The organism is Variovorax sp. HJSM1_2 (genome assembly GCF_049316285.1).
Taxonomy (GTDB): Bacteria; Pseudomonadota; Gammaproteobacteria; order Burkholderiales; family Burkholderiaceae_C; genus Rhodoferax_B.
Genome location: NZ_JBMOXA010000007.1, coordinates 207913 through 231338, shown reverse-complemented (window position 1 = coordinate 231338; position 23426 = coordinate 207913). Strand labels below are relative to the sequence as shown.

The window sequence follows — 23426 nt, the reverse complement described above, 5'->3', positions numbered from 1 at the left end:
AGAACTGCGTCTTGCCGTCATTTTGGTTATGTTTTCGGCGGTCCATAAAGGCTTACCAACACAGGGTAAACCTAAGTGCCATCCCACAGTATCAGCGCCGGCATATGAACGGCATGTCCACATCAATATGAGAGACCAAGCGCTTTTCGACAAGATCGACCTCCATCTCATCAGGGTCATGTATACCGTGCTTACAGAACGCAGTGTTTCGCGCGCCGCCATACGCCTGGGCATGACCCAGCCAGCGGTGAGCGCCACGTTGAAGCGGTTGCGTGATTTGTCGGGCGACCCTCTTTTGGTGCGCTCGGGCGCCGGGATGGTGCCTACACAGGTGGGAATGGGCATGGTGGAGCCGAGTGCCAGCATTCTTCGTGCCGCCGAGTCGCTGTTTGCCCAGGCGCGCGGCTTTGTGCCCAAGGTGGCGAACAACACCTTTCGTGTGGCCGCCAGCGACTACCTCGACCCGCTGTTTCTGCCGCGCCTGGTGGCGCACATCAAGCTTGAAGCTCCTTTGGCGAGCATTGAGATTCATCCGCTGTCGCCTGAAGCACAGTACACCCAGCAACTGGCGCAGGGCCAGGTGGACGTGGTGGTGGGCAACTGGCAGCACACGCCGGCCGAGCTGCACATGGGCCGTTTGTTCGGCGACGAAGTGGTGTGCCTGGTGAGCGCCGATCACCCGGCGGTGCGCCGTGGCTGGGACGTGCGCGCCTGGCTGGACGCCGACCACATTGCACCCACGCCCACACACCCCGGGGCGCGCGGCGTGATAGACGAACACCTCGACAGCCTGGGCCTGCAGCGTCGCATCACCGCACGTAGCGCCTACTTTGGCCTGATTCCCGACATGGTGGCATCGAGCTTGCTGGTGTTGACCACCGGGCGCCAATATTGCGAACGTTATGTTGAACGCCATCGTGAAAATCCCGCCGCCCGCTCTGCTGTCAAAATCCTGCCCTGTCCGATCGAGTTTCCCCGCATGATGTATTACCAGCTCTGGCATGAACGCACACATGCCTCACCGGCAACCGTGTGGCTGCGCGAACAGATCAAGACCGTGGCGTTGGGCCTGCGTAAATGCTGATAAGCGGAGAAACCCAGCCAGCTTCAGAGACAATCCGAGCTTTGTTTTGCCCATAACAATAAACCGCCACGCATGAGCACCCCCCGACTGCAACTCGCCCACATCACCAAACGATACCCGGCCGTGGTGGCCAACAGCGACGTCTCGCTGACCGTGTTGCCCGGCGAAACCCATGCGGTGCTGGGTGAGAACGGCGCCGGCAAGTCCACGCTGATGAAGATCATCTACGGCTCGGTCAAGCCCGACGAAGGCAGCGTGATCTTCAACGGTCAGCCGGTGTTTATCCGCAACCCGCAAGAGGCGCGGGCGCTGGGCATCAGCATGGTGTTCCAGCATTTCAGCCTGTTCGACACCCTGACGGTGGCCGAAAACGTCTGGCTAGGGCTGGACAAAAGCCTGGCGCTGGCCGAGGTGACGCGCCGCATCACCGACAAGGCCAGCGAATACGGCCTGGACATAGACCCTTCGCGCCCGGTGCACACCCTGAGTGTGGGCGAAATGCAGCGTGTGGAAATCATCCGGGCGCTGCTGACCAACCCCAAGCTGCTGATCCTGGACGAGCCGACCTCGGTGCTCACGCCCCAGGCGGTGGAGAAGTTGTTTGTGGTGCTGAAGAAGCTGGCCTCCGAGGGCTGCAGCATTCTCTACATCAGCCACAAGCTGCATGAGATTCGCGAGCTGTGCACCGCCTGCACCGTGCTGCGCGGCGGCAAGGTCACCGGCGTGTGTAATCCCACGCAGGAAAGCAATGCCTCGCTCAGCCGGCTGATGATTGGCGCCGAGCCGCCAGCGCTGGAGCACCGCGCGGTGCAAACCGGCCCGGTGGTGCTGCAGGTGCAAAACCTCAAGCTGGCGCGCGAAGACCAGTTTGGCGTGGATCTGGAGCAGGTGGCCATGCAGGTGCGCGCGGGCGAGGTGGTGGGCATTGCGGGCGTTTCGGGCAACGGCCAGCGCGAGCTGCTCTATGCCTTGTCGGGTGAAGACACACGTGCCGAGGCCGGCATGGTGCAGATCTTCGGCCAGGCCGCCGGCCGCTTTGGCCCGGCGCACCGGCGCAAGCTGGGAGTGCATTTTGTGCCCGAAGAACGGCTGGGCCGTGGCGCCGTGCCCACGCTGGGGCTGGCGCACAACCTGATGCTGACCCGCACCGACGCGGTGGGTGCGAGCGGCTGGGTGAAGGTGGGGGCGCTGCAGGAGCAGGCGCGCGGCATCATTGCCCGCTTCAAGGTCAAGGCGGGTGGGCCGAATGCCGCGGCCAAGTCGCTGTCGGGCGGCAACCTGCAAAAGTTTATTGTCGGCCGCGAAATCGACGCCAAGCCCAAGCTGCTGATCGTCTCGCAGCCCACCTGGGGGGTGGATGTGGGCGCGGCGGCGCAAATCCGTGGCGAGATTCTGGCGCTGCGCGATGCCGGCTGTGCCGTGTTGGTGGTGAGTGAGGAGTTGGACGAATTGTTTGAAATCTGCGACCGCCTGCATGTGATCGCCAAGGGGCGCCTGTCACCCTCGATTGCGCGCGCCGAGGCCACCGTGGCCCAGATCGGTGAATGGATGAGCGGGCTGTGGAACACCTCCACCACATCCGCTACATCTGCCAAGTCAGCCGGTGTGGAGGTGCAACATGCTCAAGCTTGAGCCACGCCCCCAGCCGTCCAAATTCTGGAGCTACGGCTCGCCGCTGTTGGCGCTGCTGGTCACCGTGTGTATCGGTGTGCTGATGTTCTGGGCGCTGGGCAAAGACCCGGTGCGCGGGTTGCAGGTGTTCTTCTGGGAACCGATCAAAACCCCTTACGCGCTGGGCGAGTTGATGGTCAAGGCCACGCCGCTGCTGCTGATCGCGCTGGGCCTGGCCGTGTGTTTTCGCTCGAATGTCTGGAACATCGGCGCCGAGGGCCAATACATCATAGGTGCGGTGATGGCCGGTGGTGTGGCGCTGATGGCCGACGCCGGCACCGGCGGCTGGTTTGTGGTGCCGGTGCTGCTGGCCGGTGTGCTGGGCGGCATGCTGTGGGCCGGCATTGTGGCCTTGCTGCGCGACCGCTTCAACGCCAACGAAATTCTGGTGAGCCTGATGCTGGTCTACGTGGCCGCCATGGTGCTCAGTTATCTGGTGTTCGGTCCGTGGAAAGACCCGGCGGGTTACAACTTTCCGCAGACCAAGCAGTTTGCCGAAGCCACCAAGATCCCGCGCCTGATGGCCGGTTCGCGCATGAACATCGGTCTGATTCTGGCGCTGCTGGGCGTGGCCGGGTTATGGGTTTTCTTGTTCCGCACACGCGCCGGTTTTGCCCAGCAGGTGGGCGGACTGGCGCCGGCAGCGGCGCGTTACGCCGGTTTTTCGTCACGCAAGGCCTTGTGGCTGGCGTTGTTGACCTCGGGCGGCGCCGCTGGTTTGGCCGGCGCCTTGGAAGTGGCCGGCCCCATAGGCCAGCTCACGCCCTATGTGCCAGCGGGCTACGGCTTTGCGGCCATCATCGTGGCCTACGTGGGGCGGCTGCACCCCGTGGGCATGGTGTTTTCTGCGGTGCTGATGAGCATGCTCTACATCGGCGGCGAACTGGCGCAGTCGCGCCTGGGCCTGCCTAAATCGATTACCGGGGTCTTCCAGGGCCTGCTGCTGTTTACCTTGCTTGCGAGTGACACCTTGATCGCCTACAAACTTCGTTGGGTGGGTGCCGTACGCACCCCTGCAGCCGTGGAAGGGGCCAAGTGATGGACTCCTACGCACTGTTATTGGCCGCCACACTCAACGCCGGCACCGTGCTGGCGATTGCCGCGCTGGGCCTGTTGATCAACGAAAAAGCCGGCATCCTGAACCTGGGGGCCGAGGGCATGATGCTGTGCGCCGCGATTGCGGGTTTTGCCACGGTGGTCAACACCGGCAGCGACTGGCTGGGCTTTGCCGCAGGTGCGGGCGCGGGCGCCTTGCTGGCGACCGTGTTTGGCTTGCTGGTGATCTGGCTCAACACCAACCAGGTGGCCACGGGCCTGGCGTTGAGCTTGTTTGGCGCCGGGTTCTCGGCCTTCATGGGCATTCGCTATGTGCAGGCCAAGCTGCCCGAGCGCACGCAGTTCCACATTCCGCTGCTGGGCGACATTCCCTTCATAGGTCCGGCGCTGTTCCGCCAGCACCCCATGGTCTACATCACCATGCTGGGTGTGGCCGCCTTGATCTGGTTCCTGTACCGCTCGCGCGCCGGACTGGTGCTGCGCTCGGTGGGTGAGTCGCCGGAGTCGGCGCACGCCCTGGGTTATCCGGTGCGGCGCATCCGTTTTGCGGCCGTGGTCACTGGCGGCGCGCTGTGTGGCCTGGCCGGTGCGTATTTGTCGTTGGTCTATACACCGTTGTGGGTTGAGGGCATGGTGGCCGGCAAGGGCTGGATCGCCTTGGCGCTCACCACCTTCGCCACCTGGCGCCCGGCACGCGTATTGCTGGGGGCTTATCTGTTCGGTGGTGTGACCATGCTGCAGTTCCATTTGCAAGGCATGGGGGTGCATGTGCCTAGTGAATTTCTGAGCATGCTGCCCTATCTGTCCACCGTGGTGGTGCTGGCCTTGATCTCGCGTAACCCGATGTGGATTCGTGTCAACATGCCGGCCTCGCTCGGAAAACCGTTCTATCCAGGTTCATAATCTTCTGTTACATGCAGATTTGCCGGTGTTCCCCTGACTGTTTTTTGTTTCTTTGACCCAGCTTGAAAGTGAATTGAAATGACCGATAACCAAAAACGTTCCATGCTGAAGCTGGCCGCGCTGTCAGCACTGACCGTGGCGACCCTGGCCGCCTGCGGCAAGAAGGAAGAGCCGGCTGCGCCTGCCGCTGCGCCCACGCCCGCACCGGCCGCCGCCGCGCCTGCACCCAAGCCAGAACCGCTGAAGATCGCCTTCGCCTACGTCGGCCCTGTCGGTGACGGCGGCTGGTCGTTTGCACACGACAACGCCCGCAAGGCGCTGGAAAAAGAATTCGGCGACAAGATCTCCACCAGCTTCGTCGAAAGCGTGCCCGAATCGGCTGACGCCGAGCGTGTGCTGCGCGACATGGCCGGCCAAGGCAACAAGCTGATCTTCGGCACCACCTTTGGCTACATGGAATCCATGCTCAAGGTCGCCGCCGACAACAAGGAAGTCAAGTTCGAGCACGCCACCGGCTACAAAACCGCCGACAACCTGCGCACCTACGACAGCCGTACCTATGAAGGCGCATACATGGCGGGTGTGATCGCCGGCGCCATGACCAAGTCGAACACGCTGGGCGTGGTCGGCTCGGTGCCAATTCCTGAAGTGATCCGCAACATCAACAGCTTCACGCTGGGTGCACAAAGCGTCAACCCCAAGATCAAGACCAAGGTGGTGTGGGTCAACGAATGGTTCAGCCCACCCAAGGAAACCGAAGCCGCGACCGCACTGATCAACGGTGGCGCTGACGTGTTGTTCCAGAACACCGATTCCCCCGCCGTGCTGAAGACGGCCCAGGAAAAGGGTAAACGCGCCTTCGGTTGGGATTCGGACATGACCGCCTACGGCCCCAAGGCCCACCTGGCCTCGGCCGTGATCAACTGGACGCCTTACTACATCAAGGCCACCAACGACGTGCTCGAAGGCAAGTGGGCCACCGGCCAAAGCTGGTGGGGTGTGAAGGAAGGCGCGATTGACATCGTCTCCATCGCCGAAGACGTGCCTGCTGAGACCAAGACCAAGGTTGAAGAAGTCAAGAAGGGTCTGGCCGACGGCAGCTTCGCCATCTGGAAGGGCCCGCTGCTGGACAACACCGGCAAGGAAATCCTGGCCAAGGATGCTGTGGCCGACGACAAGTTCCTGGGCGGCGTGAACTTCTACGTCAAGGGCGTGGAAGGTAAGGTCCCCGGTAGCGACAAGAAGTAATACGGATTTGCCTTCAACCGTATCACTTCGTTGGTTTGCCTCGCCGTGCCACAGCACTGTCTTCGGCTTCCCGCCTCGTGATCCGGCTGAATCCAAAGCCGTATAAGCCCTTGGGCTGAAGTAAAGGGCCGCCTGTGGGCGGCCCTTTTTTATTGTTGAATCTAAGAGAGCATTGAATGTTTGAAGCCAGCCTGTGGCACCCCGTTGCCCAGCCAGCCGATGTGACAGGAACACCCGTGCCCGTGCAACTGCTGGGGCAAGACCTGGTGTTGTGGCGTGATGCCGACGGCACGCTGCAAGCCTTTGCCGACCAGTGCCCGCACCGTGGCGCGCGGCTGTCGTTGGGCCAGGTGCGCGACGGCCAACTCGAGTGCCCGTACCACGGCTGGCGTTTTGCGGGCAATGGCCAATGCACGCTGGTGCCCGCCTTGCCCAGTTTCAAACCGCCCACGAGCAACTGCGCCAAGCGTTACGCGGTGCGTGAGGCCCATGGTTTGTTGTGGGTCAGGCTGCAATCGCCGGAGGGCGTTGAAGCCGAACTGCCAGCGTTCTTGGCCGAAACCGACGAGCGTCTGCGCAAACTCAACTGCGGTCCGTACGATGTGGCCGCCAGCGCGCCGCGCATCATAGAGAATTTTCTGGACCTGTCGCACTTCGGCTTTGTGCACGAAGGCTGGCTGGGCTCGCGCGATGCCACGGGGGTGGACGACTACCAGGTCGAATCCACGCCCACGGGCTTGCGCGCTACTGGCTGCAAGGCCTGGCAACCGCAGTCGAATCTGCACTCCACCGCACCTGCGCAGGTGGAGTACAGCTACGAAGTCACCGCACCCTATGCCGCCGTGTTGACCAAAGTGCCCGAGGATGGCACCGCGCCCGACGGTTGGCGCGAGTCCATCGGCCTGTTCATCTGCCCGCTCACGCCCGAAACCAGCCGCGTATGGTTTCGCCTGGCCATCGCCGACTTTGCATCAAGTGACGAAAAGCTGCAGGCCTTTCAGCACACCATCTTCACGCAGGACCAGCCGGTGCTGGAGTCGCAGCGCCCCAAATGCCTGCCGCTGGACCTACGCGCCGAATTGCACACCGCCGCCGACAAGGCATCATCCGCTTACCGCCGCTACCTGAAAAACAGCGGCATCACCTTTGGAGTTTGCTGATGTTTTCAGTCCCCGCCATCCCAACTGACCGCCTGCCCGAACTGCTGCGCCGCATGCCCAAGGCCGAGTTGCACATGCACATCGAAGGTTCGCTAGAGCCCGAGCTGATTTTTGCGCTGGGCCAGCGCAACCACATCAGCCTGCCGTACGCCAGTGTTGAAGACCTGCGCCAGGCCTACGCCTTCACCAATCTGCAGAGCTTTCTGGACATTTATTACGCCGGTGCCAGCGTGCTGATCCACGAGCAGGACTTCTACGACATGGCCTGGGCCTACCTGCGCAAAGCCGCCGCCGAGAATGTGCTGCGCACCGAAATGTTCTTCGACCCGCAAACCCATACCGCCCGCGGCGTTAGCATGGAGACGGTGATCAAAGGCCTGCACCGCGCCTGTGTTGATGCGCAAGCCCAACTCGGTGTGAGCGCGGCGTTGATTCTGTGTTTCTTGCGCCACCTGAGCGAAGAAGAGGCCTTTGAAACGCTGGAGCAGGCACTGCCGTTCCGCGACTATTTCATCGGTGTGGGGCTGGACTCCAGCGAACTGGGTCACCCACCGGAAAAGTTTGCCAAGGTGTTTGAACGCTGCCGCAACCTGGGCCTGCACCTGGTGGCGCATGCGGGCGAAGAGGGGCCACCGGCCTATGTGTGGAGCGCACTCGACGTGCTGAAGGTCGAGCGTATCGACCACGGCGTGCAGTCCAGCAAAGATCCGGCCCTGATGCAGCGCCTGGCGAAAGACCGCATTGCACTCACCGTGTGCCCGTTGTCGAACCAGAAGCTGTGTGTGTTTCCGAATCTGGGCGACCACAACCTCGGCGCGCTGCTCGACGCCGGCCTGATGGCTACCGTCAATTCCGACGACCCGGCGTATTTCGGCGGCTACATGAACGCCAACTTTGTGCAGACCTTTGCGGCCACGGGTTTGAACGCGGCCCACGCCTACGCCCTGGCGCGCAACAGCTTCGAGGCCAGCTTTATCGACGCTGCCGCCAAGCGCGCCTTTGCCGACCGCGTGGATGCCGTGTTTGAAAGCGTGGCGTCTGGCGTCTAGCGCGCCCTTAATCCACGGCGAGTGTCAAGGTGGTGGCTGCATTGCCGCGCCGCGCCGCGTTGCGCATCTGGTAGACACGCACGGTGTATTCACCGTCGTGTTGGAGTTCACCTTTGTAGCTATTGCCGGCGGCGTCCAGCGAACTGTTGTAAATCGCTTCCGTGGTCGCACCTGGCGCCATCAGGTTGAAATAGGTGCTGGTATTGCTGGCCTTTAACGTGACGGTGAGGGTTTGGCCGGATTTGGCGCTGAGCCTGTAGTCCACCGATTCATATCCCTTGACCGTGCCCTTGAGGCTGGTGCTTGACGCGCCTTTGGCGAAATGCACGGGCACCACGCGCGGGGCTTCTTGCGCCAGAACGGCAGAAGGTATGCAAGTCAGCGCGAGCAGCAGGGCAGCGCAGGTGCGGCGGGCGACGGTAAAAGCGGTCATGCGGGTTCCTTGAAGCGAAAAACATTCTCCGCGCAAATGCTGTGCTTCAAGCCACAGCCGCCCCCGTAAAGGGGCCAAGATAGTCCGCCTTGCCAATCGGCACGCCCTGATGGCGCAGGATGCCGTGGGCCGTGGCCACATGGAAATAGAAGTTGGGCAGCACAAAGCTCAGCAGATATTCGTCGCCCGAAAAGTCAGCCTGCAGCTTGCTGAATTTGAGTGCTACAGGTTTGTGCTCGGCGCCGTCGAGTGCCGAGGCCGGCACATTGTCAAAAAACGCAATCGTATTGGTGATGCGTTCTTGCAGTTGCGCCAAGCTGGTCTCGTTGTCTTCAAAACGCGGCGCCGCTACGCTGGTCAAACGGCCGATGGCGTTTTTCGAGGTGTCGCTGGCGCGCTGGATCTGCCCGGCCAGGCTCAACATGTTCGGCGCCAGGCGGGCATCAACCAACAGTTGTGGGTCGGTGTTATTTTGTGTGGCGAAGGTCTGCGCCGCGTCGAGGTAGTGGGCCAGAACATTCAAGCCCCGCGTGAACAGCGGCAGGGTGAGGCGGTACATGGAGACGGACATGGCTTTTTTCCTTGGCTGGTGGGCGGATCAGGATAGCCAGCCCGTGCCCACTGCCTGATGACGCTGAGCCAAGACCGCGTGCCCATTGTGGGCGGGCGCGGGCCCGGCTGCAGGCTGGGCTCAAAGCTGGCTCATCCCGCCATCCACAATGATTTCCGTGCCGACGATAAAAGCCGACTCGGTCGCGCTCAGGTGCAACACAGTGCTGGCGATTTCTTCCGAGCTGCCGAAGCGGCCCAGCGGAATCTGCCCCAGGATGTGCGCAGCGGTCGCGTCCAGCGTGGCGGCGTCCATGCCCAGCTTGCCGTAGAGCGGCGTTTGCACCGGGCCGGGGCTGACCACATTGACACGGATGCCGCGTGGCAGCAGTTCGGCCGACAGGTTCTTCGCCAATGAAATCAAGGCGGCCTTGCTGGCGGCGTAAACCGATGCGTTAGGCATGCCGATGCGGGCATTGATAGAGCCGTTGAGCACGATGGAGGCGCCCTTGTTCAGCAGTGGCAGCAGGGCCTGCAGTTGGAAGTAGGCACCCTTGACGTTGGTGTTGAAGGTGTCGTCCCACAGGGCTTCGGTCACTTCGTCAAAGGCGGCGAACTTGGCCGCACCGGCGTTGACGAACACCGCGTCCAGCGTGACGTTGGTGCTGCTCAGGGCCTGGGCCAGAGCAGCGGCGGCACCGGGTGCGCCGGCGTCGTTGCGCACGGCCAGGGCATTGGCGCCCAGACTGGTCACAGCGCGGTCAAGAGCCGCTGCATCGCGGCCGGTGATCACCACGCGGGCACCTTCATTGGCAAATGCCTGGGCGGCTGCCAGGCCTATGCCGCTGCTGCCGCCGGTGACGAGAACGGTCTTGTTTTGGAAACGTGTAGCTTGTGTCATTTGAAACTCCTTCGAATCCGGCGAATTGCCGTGAGACGAATATTCGCGCCATTCCATCTATTTGCCATACCATTGCATCGACGAACTCGTGCGAAGGAATCGAACATGTTGAGCGCAGACGAATTGGCCATGATGGAGGCGATTGCCCAAACCGGCAGCCTGTCGCGCGCGGCCGCGCGTCTGGGCAAGGCGCCGTCCACCATCTCGCATGCGGCACGGCAGTTGGAGGCGCGGTTTGATGCGCTGTTGTTCGACCGCCGCCGCTACCGCCTGCAACTCACACCCGCAGGCGAGTTGCTGGCGCGTGGCTCGGCCCAGGTGTCGGAAGACGTGGCGCGGCTCACGCGGCGTGTCAAGCAGGTCGCGGGCGGCTGGGAGGATCGCTTGTGGATCGTGACGGATGAGTTGCTCGAATTTGCAACCTGGGTACCGCTGATCGAGGCGTTTGACGCGCTGCAATCGGGGGTGTCGTTGCGCATCACACACGAGGTATTGGGCGGCACCTGGGAAGCGCTGCGCGATGGCCGCGCCGACCTGGTGGTGGGGGCCACCAACGATCCGCCAGCGATGGACAAACTGCATTGGAGCGAACTCGGTGTGATGGACTGGGTGTTCGCGGTTGCGCCCCAACATCCGCTGGCCAAGCTGGCGCAAGCCTTGACCAGCGAACAGGTGATGGCGCACCGCGGTGTGGTGGTGGCCGATTCGTCGCGGCACGCCGATGCACACGCGGCGCGTGGTTATGGCTTGAAGACCGGCCAGGCGGTGTTGGCCGTGCCCAGCATGCGCGCCAAGATCGCCGCCCAACGCGCCGGCCTGGGCATAGGTTGGCTGCCGCGTCAACGTGTGGCGGGGCTTTTGGAACGCGGCGAACTGGTGGAGAAAAAAATGGCCGACCAGCGTGAGCCCAACACTCTTTATGTGGCCTGGCGCGGCGACCACCCCGGCCGCGCTTTGAGCTGGTGGCTGGAGCAGCTCAAGCAGCCGCGCCTGGCGCAGCGTTTGGTGCAGGGTGTGGCGATGGTGCTGTGAAGGGCGCTTTTGCGGTCTAGTGCCAAACACCGTCGACTTGTTCAGCACTTCTGTGGATAAGTTTGAGGGTAAGTTTGGGGCTTCTCAAAAATGATAGCAACGCAGGCTATTGCACCTTGTCTGTTGCCCGTTGCACAACAAACTGCCTGTTGCGTAGGCAACGCCTTGTGACGCAGCTGTAAGGCCTTTATCCTGTTGCTTTTGCCAGGCGGGTGAGCCGCAGGCAGATCGCGTACGGTGTGATGGACCTATGGCTTGTGATCACGACCGTAGCATCACGCTGAGTTGGTCCACCACTTCCGCCCAATCCGCGTCGACCTGGATTTGTTCGCGCAGAAACTGCGCCTGCCCGGCGCTCCAGAACGGTGCGTCGGCCAGCTTCACGTCGTCGGCCAGGGGCCGGTGTTGGGCGACAAACTGGGCGATCTCCGCGGGCTTGCTTGGCAGGCCCAGTTGCTGGAACAGATTCGTCATATTGGAGGTGGACAAGTCCATGGCGTGATTCCTTTCGGGGCGTGCCGGGCTAGGCAGGCGGTTGAGGGGCAGAACAGCAGATCGATTTTCATCGATACGGCACATGTTCGCACTGTCCGCGCATCACCGCCGGGTGTCTGTAGGACCGGTTCTTTTAGGGCTGGCGGACGGCGATTTCAGGTAAGCTCGTGTAACCAATTGATGCAACTTCTTTGACATCAAACCACCCTGAGGAGGCGTTTGGCAATGGTTGACAAGGGAGAACAACAGCGACTGGACGCGTTGCGCAGATACGCGGTCCTGGACACATCTCCCGAAGTCGAGTTCGACAAGTTGACGAAACTTGCGGCCGGCATCTGTGAAGTGCCTATCGCCATGGTTTCACTGGTCGACGAGCAGCGTCAATGGTTCAAGTCCAGCGTCGGCCTGAGTGTCAGGGAAACCGAGCGGACGGTGTCTTTCTGCTCTCACGCCATTCAGGGCCATGGCGCTTTTGTGGTACCCAATGCGGCCATAGATGCCCGCTTTGCCGACAACCCTCTGGTGACGGGTGAACCGCGCATTCGCTTCTACGCCTGTTTTCCCCTGGTCACTTCGGATGGTTATGCGCTCGGCACCCTGGCGGTGATCGATCAGGTGCCCAGGGTCTTGAGCGCCGCGCAACTGAGTGCACTGGAAACGCTTGCCGACCAGGTCATGGTGCAGCTGGAGTACCGGCACCAGCGGCTCGCCATGCAGGCCTGGACGGCGGAGCGCGAGCAACTGCTGCTGACGCTGCAGCAGAACTCGGAAATCCTCCAAATCGCCGGCCAGGTGGCGCGTGTCGGTGGGTGGCTGGCCGACCTGCGGCAGGGCACGGTGTTCTGGTCGCCGGAAGTTGCGGCCATCCACGAAACCGAGGTGCAGACCTTTGCGGTCGACCAGGCGCATGGCTTCTACGCGCCCGAGTACCGTGAGCGGCTGCTGGCGCGGTTCCGGGCCTGTGCCAACGACGGTGTGTCTTTTGACGAGGAGATGGAGCTGGTCACGGCGCGTGGCAACCGGGTGTGGGTGCGCACGATAGGCCAGCCTGGCCGTCGGCAGGGCCAGCATATCGTGCAGATCAAAGGGGCGCTGCAGGACATCACCGAACGCAAGCTGGCCGAGCAGTCGCTCAGCGCCAGCCAGCGCCGCTTTCGCGAATTGGCCGATGCCATGCCGCAAATCGTCTGGACTGCCAGACCCGACGGCACGGTGGACTACGCCAACAAGGCGATGTTCAACTATGTAGACATCACACCGCGCGGCACGGCGGAAATCGGATGGGTCGAGGCACTGCACCCCGAGGACGTGGCGCCCACCTTGGCCATCTGGACGCAGGCGGTGCAAACCGGGCAAGCGGTCTCGCTGGAGTACCGCTTGAAGCGGGCGAGTGACCGGCAGTACCGCTGGATGCTGGTGAAGGCCGAGCCGGTACGCGACGATGAAGGCGCCATCGTCAACTGGTATGGCACGGTGACCGATATCCACGACCACAAGCTTGCCGAGCAGCAGGCCAGTGCCTTGTCGCGCCGCCTGGCGACGACCTTGGAGAGCATCACCGATGGCTTCTTCACGGTCGACAACGATTGGCGCTTCACCTACGTGAATCCGGAAGCCGAGCGCCTGCTGCAGCAGCGCCAGGCCGACATATTGGGCTGTGTGATCTGGGATGTGTTTGGCGCGTCTACCGGCTCGGTGTTCTACCACGAGTATCAGCGTGCCATGGCAACGCGCCAAACCGTTGGCTTCGAGGCCTGGTCCTTGGTGCGGCACTGCTGGTTCGAGGTGCGGGCCTATCCCTCCGATGAAGGCCTTTCGGTTTATTTTCGCGATGCCACCGAGCGGCACCAGAGCAACGAGAGGCTGCGCATCAGCGAGGAACGCTTTCAAATCGTTGCCAAGGCCACGGCTGGCGCGGTGTGGGATTGGAACTTCCAAACCGGCCACATCTGGCGCAACGAAGGGTTTCAAAAACTCTACGGCGACAGCGCCGAGCTTGCCGATGACAGCGTTGGTTCGTGGGCCGACCGTGTGCACCCGGAAGACCGTGAGCGTGTGCTGGGCAGCATTTACGCGGTGATCCATGGCGCGGAAAGCAACTGGGAAGACAGCTTCAGATTCCGTCGCAACGATGGCAGTTACGCCGACGTGATGGACCGGGGAATCGTCATTCGTGATGCCTTGGGCGCGGCCATTCGCATGGTTGGTGGCATGGTCGACATTACCGAGCGCAAAAGGGCAGAAGAGGCGGCGCGGCGTGAAGAACGCGCCCGCGCGAGCATCGTCAAGACCCAGCAGGAAATTGCCTCGGCCAGCCTGGACTTGAACGCCTTGATGACACTGGTGGCCGAGCGCGCCAAAGACCTGGTGAGTGCCACCGGCGGTGAGGTGGAGCTGATCGACGGTGAGGACATGGTGTGCCGCGGTGCGGCGGGGCCCACCACCCGCAGGGTTGGTCAACGCTTCACCCGCGAGGGCAGCTTCTCCGGCCTGGCGTTGGCGCGCGGCGAGGTGTTGCGTTGTGATGACGCCGAGGCCGATCCGCGGGTGAACCTGGCGATCTGCCGTGAGGTGGGCATTCGCTCCCTGCTGGTCGCACCCTTGCGGGTTGGCAATACACCCATTGGTGTGGTCAAGGTGGTCTCGCCACAAACCTTTGCTTTTGGCATGCGGGAGGTAGACCACCTGCAGATATTGGTGGAGTCGATGGGGGTGGTGATAGAGCGGCAACGCTTCGCCGAGCGGCTTGAGCGCTCAGCGGCCCAGTACCGCATGTTGTTTGAAAGCAGCCCGCTGCCCATGTGGGTGTATGACTCAGGCAGTCTTAGGCTGTTGGCCGTGAACCAGGCTTCGCTGGCGCTTTATGGCTACAGCCGCGAAGAGTTTCAGGACATGCCGGTCCAGGCCTTGTGGGCGCCTGGAGTGGAGCTGGAGTATGACGGACTGGTGAAGGCTGTACCGCTGCAACCCAAAACCTTTGGGCAGTTACGCCGGCACCGCAAAAAAAATGGCGACATCATCGACGTCGAGATCGCCGCCGATGCGATTGAGTTCGCTGGCCAGGCGGCGCGGCTGGTGCTGGTCTACGATGTGACCAAGCGGTTGCTCGCCGAGCGCGAACTTTTGCGCGTCAGCCGTGCGCAAAAGATGTTGAGTGCATGTAACGAATCCTTGATCCGTGCAGAGGACGCACAGCGGCTGTTGGAGCAGATTTGCCGCATCACCGTGGCCATTGGCGGCTACCGCATGGCCTGGGTGGGCTTGGCGCTGGAAGATGAACGCAAATCCATACAGCCGGTGGCCTCGTTTGGCGAAGGCACGGGGTTTCTGGAAAATCTGACACTGTCGTGGTCCAGCGAGCAGCCCTTGCAAATGGGGTCGGTTGGCCGGGCTTTTGCGACCCGGCAGGTGGTGGTGGTCGAGGACATTGCCCAGGATGATCTGGTGCGGCTGTGGCGCGACGCGGCGCTGGCCCATGGCTTGCGTGCCGTGATCAGCTTGCCTTTGGTGAACCGCGATCAGATCCTGGGTGTGCTGGTGCTGTATTCGCCGGAAGTCAACCATGTGCCCAAAGACGAGTTGGTGCTATTGGAAGAGTTGGCCAACGACCTGGCATTTGGCATCGGCAATTTGCGCGCGCAGGACGAACAGCGTCGCCTGCAGGCCTCGCTGCGCAAAATTGCCTCGGCGGTATCGACCCAGTCGGGCAAGGATTTCTTCGCCGAACTGGCGCTCAACATGGCGGAATCGCTGGGCGCCTACGCGGGCTTTATTGCCCGGGTCGAGACCGGCGGCGCCAGTGCCCGGGTGATCGCAGGCGCCGTGGACGGCCGGGCGACCGGCGGTTTTGCATTTCCGTTGCAGGGCACACCCTGCGCCAAGCTCCTCACCGAGCCGCGTTGTGTGGTGCCGCGCCAGGTGGGCCCGCTGCTGGCCGAGCTTGTGCCGTTGGCGCAGCATCTGGGGAATTTGCCAGCGCAAGATCTGGGCGAGGGTTTTGTCGGACTGCGGCTGGCGTCGGCCACGGGCGACGTACTGGGAATGTTGTTTGTGCTGTTTCGCGCCCCGTTGGACGAGACCGATGCGATTTTCTCCACGCTGCAAATTTTTGCTGCGCGCGCCGAAGGGGAACTGCAGCGACTGGAATCCGACGCGCAATTGCAAGACCAGGCTTCGCTGCTGAACCGCGCGCAGGACGCCATCATGGTGCGCGGCATGGACCACAGCGTCATCTTCTGGAACCACAGTGCGGAGCGCCTGTATGGCTGGCGCGCAGAAGAGGCCATAGGCCGGTCCATTGCCAGCTTGCTGTATGCCGATACGGTGGACTTCCTGCGTGCCACGCAGGTGGTCATCAGCAGCGGCGAGTGGACCGGCGAAATCGAGCAGCGGCGCAAGGATGGCTCATCCATCACGGTGGAAGGGCGCTGGACGCTGGTACGTGATGATGCCGGCGCACCCAAGTCCATACTGGCCATCAATACCGACATCAGCGAGCGCAAGAAGTCCGAACATGCCGTGCACAGGTTGGCCTTTTACGACCCGTTGACGGGGCTGCCGAACCGGCTGCTGCTGAGCGACCGCTTGAACCACGCGATCACCCAGAGCGCCCGCACACAGCAGCGTGGTGCGCTGTTTTTTATCGACCTGGACAACTTCAAAACCCTCAACGACACCTTGGGTCATGACAAAGGCGACGAGTTGCTGGTGCAGGTGGCGCGCCGCTTGTTGGAGTGTGTGCGCGAGAGCGATACCGTGGCGCGTTTGGGGGGCGACGAGTTTCTGGTCATGCTCGAGGGTTTGAGCGAAGACGCGGCACAGGCGATTGAGCAGGCCCGCGCGGTGGGTGAGAAGATGCTGACCGTGTTGGACCAACCCTACACCCTGAGTGGCTACCAACACCGCTGCACCTCCAGCATTGGCGTCGCCCCTTTTCTGGGGCACGATGTCAGTGTTGGCGAGTTGCTCAAACGTTCCGATCTGGCGATGTACCAAGCCAAGGATGCGGGCCGCAATACGCTGCGTTTCTTTGATCCGCAGATGCAGGAGGCGGTGTTCGCGCGCGCCGGCATGGAGAGCGACCTGCGCCAAGCGTTGGTCAACCATGAGTTCCTTTTGCACTACCAGCCCCAGGCGAATATGCAGGGCCAGGTGACCGGAGTGGAGGCCTTGATCCGCTGGATGCACCCGGTACGCGGCCTGGTGTCGCCGGCGTTGTTCATTCCGGCGGCGGAAGAAAGTGATTTGATCCTGCAGGTCGGCCAATGGGTGCTGGAGACGGCGTGCCAGCAACTGGCGAGTTGGCGGGCGACACCTGGGCTGTGCGAACTCACGATGTCGGTGAACGTCAGCGCCAAGCAGTTTCACCACCCCCACTTTGTTGTCCAGGTCTTGGACGCGCTGCAGCGCACGCAGGCCGCGCCGCATAAGCTCAAACTCGAACTGACCGAGAGTGTTCTGGCCGACGACATGCCCTCGCTGGTGCACAAGATGAGCCAGCTGCAAGAGGCTGGTGTGGGTTTTTCACTGGACGACTTTGGCACCGGTTATTCGTCTCTGGCCTACCTCAAGCGCTTGCCCTTGGATCAACTGAAGATCGACCAATCCTTTGTGCGCGACGTGCTCACCGACCCGAACGACGCCGCCATCGCCCGGACGATTGTGGCGCTGGGCCAGAGCCTGGCGCTGAACGTGGTGGCCGAAGGTGTGGAAACCGTGGAGCAGCGCCGTTTTTTGGTCGAATGTGGCTGCCATGGGTTTCAGGGTTACCTGCTGAGCCGACCGCTGCCGGCCCCAGCCCTGGCGTCCTTTCTGGCGCAAGCTATGGCGTGACCCGGGTTCCTGCCGAGGGGGCGCTTTTTGCTGCTGAAATAGGAGCTTGTTCCGCAGATTGAGTAAGCCTTGAAGCCGCTTTGGACCTCAATTTCTAAAGCCGCTTGCGCATTGCAAAACGGTCCAGCTTGACGCCGTTGCGCAGCACCACCTGTTCTTCCTCGACGCGGTAGCCGTGTTTCTCGAAAAACGGCCGCGACACCAGGCTGGCCTCGGTGAACAGCTCGTTCACACCCTGGGCTTGCAGCGCGCGTTCGGCGTGGGCGTACAGCGCGCTGGCCACGCCGTGGCGGGCGTGACGCGGCGCAGTGAACAGCAGGTCGATGTGGCCGTTGGAGGCAAAAGACAGAAAACCCGCCAAGCCGCGTTCTGATTCGGCCAGCAAGGTGGTGAGGCCCTGCAGCCGTGCCGCCCAAACCGCCAGGTCCGGGGGCTTGGGCGCCCAGGCGTTGCGTTGGCTAGGACCGTAGTGGCTGCCGGCCAGACCGTGCACCGCGTCGGTGAAAACCTGGGCGACCGCGGCCAGGTCCTTGGCCTGGTAGTGGCGCAGGTGCAGCTCGCTGCTGCTGTCGTGGTGTGGCACCACGGTTTCCGCGATGGCCTGCCTGGAGGCTGTGGCGGTGTGGGGCGGCAAGGGCAAGGGGGTGTAGCCCGAGAGGCGGGCATCGAGTGCGGCAATCTCCGAGGTCAGCGCGTCGGCCACGGCTTCGAAGTTTTTGCCTGCGCCATCGGTGGTGGCCGTGGTTTCGCCCAGCATCTGCTGGCCGACGGCACGTAATTCGGCCACCGGCGATTGCACCAGCATGCGACCGGCGCGTGCCAGAAAGTCGGGTGTGGCGGTTAATGGCACCAGGCGCAGCCAGCGCAGCGCTTCGCTGAGCTGGCCTTGCTCGGCCAGCATGCCGGCGTAGTTGAACTGGCCACGAAAGTCGCCGCCCTCGGCGCCCTTGCGGTAGTAGCCCATGGCGGTGGGGCCATCCTTGGCGGTGGTGCGGCCATCTTCATAAAAGCCGCCTATCTTGGTGAATGATTTGGCGTGGCCCAGGCGTGCCGCTTCCTGGTACCAGCGCAGTGCCTGCACGTCGTCGCGTGGCACGGCCTGGCCCGAAGCGAGTTGGTTGGCGTAGTTGTACATGCCCACGTCCAGGCCTTTGCGCGCGGCGCGTGCGTACCAGTCGGTGGCCGCTGGCAGGTCCACGGGGATGCCCCAGCCGTTTTCCAGGCAGCGCCCGGCCATGTTCATGCCCATGGCATGGCCCTGGAACGCCGCCTTTTGAAACCACTTGAAGGCTTCTTCCGGGTTGCGTTGCAGGCCTTTGCCGTCGAGCAGCCATTGGCCCAGGATGGCTTGTGCGTCGGCGCTGCCCAGGCGGGCAGCGGCAAACATCCAGGTGGCGGCCCGCTCGGGTGCGGCGGACAACACCTCGCTCCACTGCACGGGGCTGATCCGGGCCAACTCTTCAGGAGTACCGGGCACCGGTGGCAGGGCGGATGGGGAGGATGGGGTATTGGCAGAGAGGGACATGGCGAGCGGAGACTGGGCAAACCTGGAGCAGCGGCGGTGATGCCGTTAGGGAGTTGCGCCAATTATCGGTTGCCGACGGCTGCAAGAGGTCGTGTGGGTGTGCATTTGCGGCGCGTGTTGGCCCGGGCGCGTCACTGCGTCTTGACTTTCTCTACGCTGCAGGCCGCGCGGATCAAGCGTGTCGTGGGGTTGGGGTCCATGTCCTTGAACAGCAGCCTGGGCATATTCGACTCGGTGAAGTTCACCAGCCGGACCGCGCCGGTCCACAAGGCTTCGGCGTAATACTGCAACTGCAGGAAGTGGCCTTCGCGCTGGCTGCAATCCACCCTGATCCAGCCTATATAGGAGCGGTAGGGTAGATCGTCATAGGCGGAGCGTTCGCCGGCGCGGCTGACGCGCAACTGCAATGTGCCCGTGGTGCCGTTGAGGTTCACCGAATCGGCCAGCACCTGCACCGAATCAGCGTCGGCGCGGGTGGCATCGCCGGTCAGCGTCAACCACAGCGGATCGGCATGTAGTGGACCTGCCATCGAGAAGATGGCCAGGGCAAGGACGGGGGCAAACAAGCGCATGCAATAGAGGCCGTGCTGGGCGGGCTAATAGTTGACGAAGCCAAGGAAATGAAACCACGCCTCATTGTGCGGTATATGGAAATTTTTTGAGTTGATAAGTTGTCGTATTGATTGTTTCTGCTTGCAAATGGAGGCTTGGGGTTGCGTGATGCCGCTGGGCGCCCAGCCTCGAGGCTCACAACTGGAATGCCACCGCCAGCAGCAGGCCTTCGCTCAAGTCGCGCGCGAGGCCAGGCGGGGTGGACTGAAATGCCTGGCTGCGGCGGCCAAGCGCATGTATCCAATCGGCCAGCCATTGCAGGTCGGCCGGGTTGTAGAACACCACCGCGCTTTCGTGGTTCACCAGCAGGCTGCGTTGGTCCAGGTTGATGGAGCCGCACAAGGCCAGATGCTCATCCACCACCACGGCTTTGGCGTGGACCATGCTGGGCAGCATGAGAAAGTGCACGCCAGCTTCGGCCAGGTCGCGCATGGCACGCATGCGGGCAAAGTCGGCCAGTTGGTGGTTCGAGGCTTGGGGCAGGACGATGGTGACCTCTACGCCGCGCCGCGCGGCGGTGCGCAACGCGTCGCGCAGGCGGTCACCTGGGATGAAGTAGGGCGTCACGGCAAGAATGCGTTGCTCGGCCCTAAAACACGCGGCTATCAACAAGGTGAGTGCGGTGTCTTCGGCCTGATCCGGGCCGCTGGGCAAGAACTGGGTGGCGCTGCCGTGGTGCACCTCGGCCGCGCGGGTTATGCTGCGCGCAGGCTGCTGGCGCGCGCTGGCCCAGTCTTGCTCGAATTGATGGGCTGCGGCTGCGGCGGCACCGCCTTGCAAGGTGAACGACAGGTCCAGCCAGGGCGGCTCGCCCGGTGTGCCCAAAAAGTATTCGGCTGCGAGGTTGCGGCCGCCAGCCCAGAGCAGGAAGTCGTCGGCGATCACCATCTTGCGATGGTTGCGCAAATTGCCTTTGCCACGCTGGCGCAGTTTCAAGAGCGGACGAAAAACCGTGACCTTGCCACCGGCTTGGCGCAGCGTATCGAAATGGCGGCGCGACAGTTTCAGCGCACCAAAACCGTCCAGGATCAAACGCACCTGCACACCGTCACGTGCGCGTGCGGCCAGGCGTGCAATGGTCTCATCGCCCAGGGCATCGCGGCCTATGATGAAGGTGCAGACATCCAGCCGCGTGCGTGCGCTGGCAATCACATGCCACAGGGCGTCGCGCGCCGCCAGACCGTCGCGGTGAAAGTCGACGATGCCCACGCTTGGTGGTGCCAGGTCAAAACTTTCAATCAGCGAGGCCGCCCAATCGGCCGCCACATCCTGCTGCGTGTGGCGCGGGCGCCGGGGTGGGCGCGCGGGGCGGGTTTTGCGCTGGCCAAACAGCAGATAAAGCGGCAACACCACGTAGGGCAGCAGCAACAGTGCCACCACCCAGGCTATTGCCGTGCTGGGCGCGCGCCGCTCCTGGTGCATGCGGGTCGAGACCACATACACCAGCACCGCCAACACGCCGAGCAGCAGGTGTAGCGTGGGGGACGGCAGCCACGCCGCCAGACCTTGTGAAGTGCTGGCGGCGCGGTGGGGGATCAAGTATTGCCCCAGACCTCTTGTGCCACTTCAATCACCAGGCGCAGCTTGGCGCGCTGGGCTTCGACGGCGATGTTGTTGCCATGTACGGTGCTGGAGAAGCCACACTGCGGCGACAGTGCCAACTGCTCCAGCGGCGCGTATTTGGCGGCTTGCTCGATGCGGCGCTTGAGTTCGTCCTTGTCTTCCATTTCGCCGAACTTGGTGGTCACCAGGCCCAGCACCACGGTTTTGCCCTTGGGTAGGTAACGCAGTGGCTTGAAGTCGCCCGAGCGGGTGTCGTCGTACTCCAGGAAGTAGGCGTCCAGGTCCATTTCCTTGAGCAGCGCCTCGGCCACGGGCTCGTAGTTGCCGGCGGCGGCGTGGGTGCTCTTGAAGTTGCCACGGCACAGGTGCATGGCCAGTGTCATGCCTGCGGGCTTTTGCGCCACCACCTTGTTGATGAAGGCGGCGTAGCGGTGTGGCAGCTCATTCGGGTCGTCGCCGCGTTGGCGCGCAGCTTCGCGCATTTTTTCGTCGCACAGATAGGCCAGGTTGGTGTCGTCCATCTGCACATAGGTGCAGCCGGCGGCCGCCAGGCTGCGCAGTTCGTCACCGTAGGCCTTGGCCACGTCGTCGTAGAAGCTCGGCTCGAGTTCGGGGTAGGCGGTCTTGCTGATGCCGGCGCGGCCGCCACGGAAGTGCAGCATGGTGGGTGAGGGAATGGTCACCTTGGGCGTGTTGCCGGCCGAGACTTGGCTCTTCAGGTATTGGAAATCCGCCAACTGGATGTCCTTGGCGTGGCGCACCTTGTCGATCACACGCATCACCGGCGGGGCCAGGGCTACCGAGCCATCACCGTTCAGCACCGTCACCGGAATGTCGGCCTGCACACCACCCAACTGCTCGAGAAAGTCGACGTGGAAATAGGTGCGGCGGAATTCGCCATCGGTGATGCTTTTCAGGCCCACGTCTTCCTGGAACTTGACGATCTCGCTGATGGCGCGGTCTTCCACCAAGCGCAGTTGCTCGGGGCTGATCTGCCCTTTGGCTTTCTGCTCACGCGCTTCCAGCAAGTACTGGGGACGCAGAAAACTGCCCACGTGGTCGTATCGGGCTGGAAGTTGATGCATGTGTGCTCCTTGGTTGTTGTTGATAACGATATAAATTTTTGCGCGATATTAATCCAGGCGCAGGACTTAGGCATGCCGCAGGCGATCACCCACACCATGCAAACAGGCGCCCATCAGGCGCCTGTTATTTTTGCTGTCCCTCGATCACGCGGACGTTGGGGCGCGGTGTTAAGCCGCTGCAGCAGCCGGTTGTGCCGGGGTTTGCTCGGCCGCCAGCAGCTTGTCGAGCAAGCGGCGCGATTGCACACCGCCCGAGTCGATGTTCAGCATCAGCAGACGACGGCCTGGGTTGCGCAACAGGTTGGCTTGCTGGGCTTCCAGAATGTCGGTGTCTTCTGCAAACACCTTGCCTTGGCCGGCCTGGATCTGCTTGGTCAGTTCCTGGTCATGCGGTTTGAAGTTGCGCGCCATGCCCCAGAAGTACCACATGGTGGTTTCGGTCTCGGGCGTGCAGAAGTCGACCACGATGCTTGACACCTTGTGTGCCGGGTCGGCGTTGTAGCCACCTTTGCCGGCATGGGCCACGCCAACTTCAATCATCACGTGGCAGGGCGGCGTGAAACGCGAGATTTGCCAGCGGTCCACCGGCACGTCGTCGGCCAGGCCGTTGCCGCGCAGATTGGCGCGCCAGAAGGGCGGGGCCATCACGCCGTCCATGTAGCGGCTGGTGCTGACCACACCGTTTTCGGTCTTGGTGGTCACCGGCGCTTCATCGATTTCTTCCTGGCCTATGCTGCTGGTGTGTACATAGGTCTCATGGGTCAGGTCCATGAGGTTGTCTATCATCAGGCGGTAGTCGCACTTCACGTGGTACAGGCCACCGGCGTAGGCCCAGTCGGGATGGTCGGCCCACTCCAGGTGGTGGATCAGCGCCGGGTCGGCCTTTTCGGCTTCGCCGGTCCAGACCCATATGAAGCCATAACGCTCGACCACCGGGAAGCTGCGAATGCTGGGGAAGGCGTGCACACGTTGGCCGGGCATGGAGACGGTTTTGCCGTCGCAGCCCATCTTCAGGCCGTGGTAGCCACACACCAGTTCACCTTCACACACCTTGCCCAGCGACAACGGGGCGCCACGGTGCGGGCAGAAGTCATCGAGTGCCACAACTGCGCCTTTGCCGTCGCGGTAGAAAACGATTTTTTCACCACAGACCTGACGGCCCAGTGGTTTGGTGGCGATTTCATCAGGGGTACAGGCAACGTACCAGGCGTTTTTCGGGAACACAGGA

The 23426-nt window shown here is 62.6% G+C and carries 18 protein-coding genes; 9 read left to right on the top strand and 9 right to left on the bottom strand.

What is annotated here, in order from left to right:
- Nucleotides 1-127: 127 nt before the first annotated feature.
- The 7 genes from ACFQ95_RS10510 (at nucleotide 128) to ACFQ95_RS10480 (ending at nucleotide 8171) form a co-directional block, all read left to right on the top strand.
- The gene (locus ACFQ95_RS10510; protein ID WP_422830802.1) at nucleotides 128-1084 is read left to right on the top strand and encodes a LysR family transcriptional regulator; all 957 of its coding nucleotides are present in this window, start codon (nucleotides 128-130) and stop codon (nucleotides 1082-1084) included.
- A 72-nt stretch (nucleotides 1085-1156) separates the two neighbouring features.
- Nucleotides 1157-2716 carry an ABC transporter ATP-binding protein gene (locus ACFQ95_RS10505; RefSeq protein ID WP_422830801.1) on the top strand — a complete coding sequence of 520 codons (1560 nt, stop codon included), beginning with the start codon at nucleotides 1157-1159 and terminating at the stop codon, nucleotides 2714-2716.
- The gene (locus tag ACFQ95_RS10500) at nucleotides 2703-3794 is read left to right on the top strand and encodes an ABC transporter permease (protein ID WP_422830800.1); all 1092 of its coding nucleotides are present in this window, start codon (nucleotides 2703-2705) and stop codon (nucleotides 3792-3794) included. The genes ACFQ95_RS10505 and ACFQ95_RS10500 overlap by 14 nt, the downstream gene beginning before the upstream one ends.
- Nucleotides 3794-4714: an ABC transporter permease gene (locus tag ACFQ95_RS10495; RefSeq protein WP_422830799.1), complete on the top strand. Its 921-nt coding sequence runs from the start codon at nucleotides 3794-3796 to the stop codon at nucleotides 4712-4714. The genes ACFQ95_RS10500 and ACFQ95_RS10495 overlap by 1 nt, the downstream gene beginning before the upstream one ends.
- Nucleotides 4715-4792: 78 nt before the next feature.
- Nucleotides 4793-5962 carry a BMP family ABC transporter substrate-binding protein gene (locus tag ACFQ95_RS10490; protein ID WP_422830798.1) on the top strand — a complete coding sequence of 390 codons (1170 nt, stop codon included), beginning with the start codon at nucleotides 4793-4795 and terminating at the stop codon, nucleotides 5960-5962.
- A 176-nt stretch (nucleotides 5963-6138) separates the two neighbouring features.
- Nucleotides 6139-7122, top strand: coding sequence for a Rieske 2Fe-2S domain-containing protein (locus ACFQ95_RS10485; RefSeq protein WP_422830797.1), 984 nt, complete (start codon nucleotides 6139-6141; stop codon nucleotides 7120-7122).
- Nucleotides 7122-8171, top strand: coding sequence for an adenosine deaminase (locus ACFQ95_RS10480; RefSeq protein ID WP_422830796.1), 1050 nt, complete (start codon nucleotides 7122-7124; stop codon nucleotides 8169-8171). Before ACFQ95_RS10485 ends, ACFQ95_RS10480 begins: the two co-directional genes overlap by 1 nt.
- A 7-nt stretch (nucleotides 8172-8178) precedes the next feature.
- Here the strand turns inward: ACFQ95_RS10480 and ACFQ95_RS10475 are convergent, their stop codons facing one another.
- From ACFQ95_RS10475 to ACFQ95_RS10465, 3 genes are all read right to left on the bottom strand, one after another.
- Nucleotides 8179-8604: a g-type lysozyme inhibitor gene (locus tag ACFQ95_RS10475; protein ID WP_422830795.1), complete on the bottom strand. Its 426-nt coding sequence runs from the start codon at nucleotides 8602-8604 to the stop codon at nucleotides 8179-8181.
- Nucleotides 8605-8650: 46 nt separating this feature from the next.
- Nucleotides 8651-9175 (bottom strand): DUF1993 domain-containing protein, encoded by a 525-nt coding sequence (locus ACFQ95_RS10470; RefSeq protein WP_422830794.1) that lies wholly within the window; start codon nucleotides 9173-9175, stop codon nucleotides 8651-8653.
- A 120-nt stretch (nucleotides 9176-9295) separates the two neighbouring features.
- A complete protein-coding gene (locus ACFQ95_RS10465) occupies nucleotides 9296-10054 on the bottom strand; it encodes an SDR family oxidoreductase (RefSeq protein ID WP_422830793.1) in 759 nt (252 codons plus the stop codon).
- Nucleotides 10055-10159: 105 nt separating this feature from the next.
- Between ACFQ95_RS10465 and ACFQ95_RS10460 the strand changes: the two genes are divergently transcribed.
- Entirely contained in the window at nucleotides 10160-11086 is a 927-nt protein-coding gene (locus ACFQ95_RS10460; RefSeq protein ID WP_422830792.1) for a LysR family transcriptional regulator, read from the top strand.
- A 261-nt stretch (nucleotides 11087-11347) separates the two neighbouring features.
- Here ACFQ95_RS10460 and ACFQ95_RS10455 read toward each other — a convergent pair whose 3' ends face one another.
- Complete coding sequence (locus ACFQ95_RS10455; protein ID WP_422830791.1) at nucleotides 11348-11581, bottom strand: DUF2789 domain-containing protein; 234 nt, start codon at nucleotides 11579-11581, stop codon at nucleotides 11348-11350.
- Between the two features lie 225 nt (nucleotides 11582-11806).
- Between ACFQ95_RS10455 and ACFQ95_RS10450 the strand changes: the two genes are divergently transcribed.
- The gene (locus ACFQ95_RS10450) at nucleotides 11807-17413 is read left to right on the top strand and encodes an EAL domain-containing protein (protein WP_422830790.1); all 5607 of its coding nucleotides are present in this window, start codon (nucleotides 11807-11809) and stop codon (nucleotides 17411-17413) included.
- 94 nt (nucleotides 17414-17507) lie between these two features.
- Here ACFQ95_RS10450 and ACFQ95_RS10445 read toward each other — a convergent pair whose 3' ends face one another.
- From ACFQ95_RS10445 to ACFQ95_RS10425, 5 genes are all read right to left on the bottom strand, one after another.
- A complete protein-coding gene (locus tag ACFQ95_RS10445) occupies nucleotides 17508-18938 on the bottom strand; it encodes a GNAT family N-acetyltransferase (protein ID WP_422830789.1) in 1431 nt (476 codons plus the stop codon).
- Between the two features lie 131 nt (nucleotides 18939-19069).
- Nucleotides 19070-19468 (bottom strand): surface-adhesin E family protein, encoded by a 399-nt coding sequence (locus ACFQ95_RS10440; protein ID WP_422830788.1) that lies wholly within the window; start codon nucleotides 19466-19468, stop codon nucleotides 19070-19072.
- Nucleotides 19469-19685: 217 nt separating this feature from the next.
- Nucleotides 19686-21089: a phospholipase D-like domain-containing protein gene (locus ACFQ95_RS10435; protein ID WP_422830787.1), complete on the bottom strand. Its 1404-nt coding sequence runs from the start codon at nucleotides 21087-21089 to the stop codon at nucleotides 19686-19688.
- Nucleotides 21086-22198 (bottom strand): 5-methyltetrahydropteroyltriglutamate--homocysteine S-methyltransferase, encoded by a 1113-nt coding sequence (locus ACFQ95_RS10430; RefSeq protein WP_422830786.1) that lies wholly within the window; start codon nucleotides 22196-22198, stop codon nucleotides 21086-21088. The genes ACFQ95_RS10435 and ACFQ95_RS10430 overlap by 4 nt, the downstream gene beginning before the upstream one ends.
- Nucleotides 22199-22366: 168 nt before the next feature.
- A complete protein-coding gene (locus ACFQ95_RS10425; RefSeq protein ID WP_422830785.1) occupies nucleotides 22367-23422 on the bottom strand; it encodes a Rieske 2Fe-2S domain-containing protein in 1056 nt (351 codons plus the stop codon).
- Nucleotides 23423-23426 lie beyond the last annotated feature (4 nt).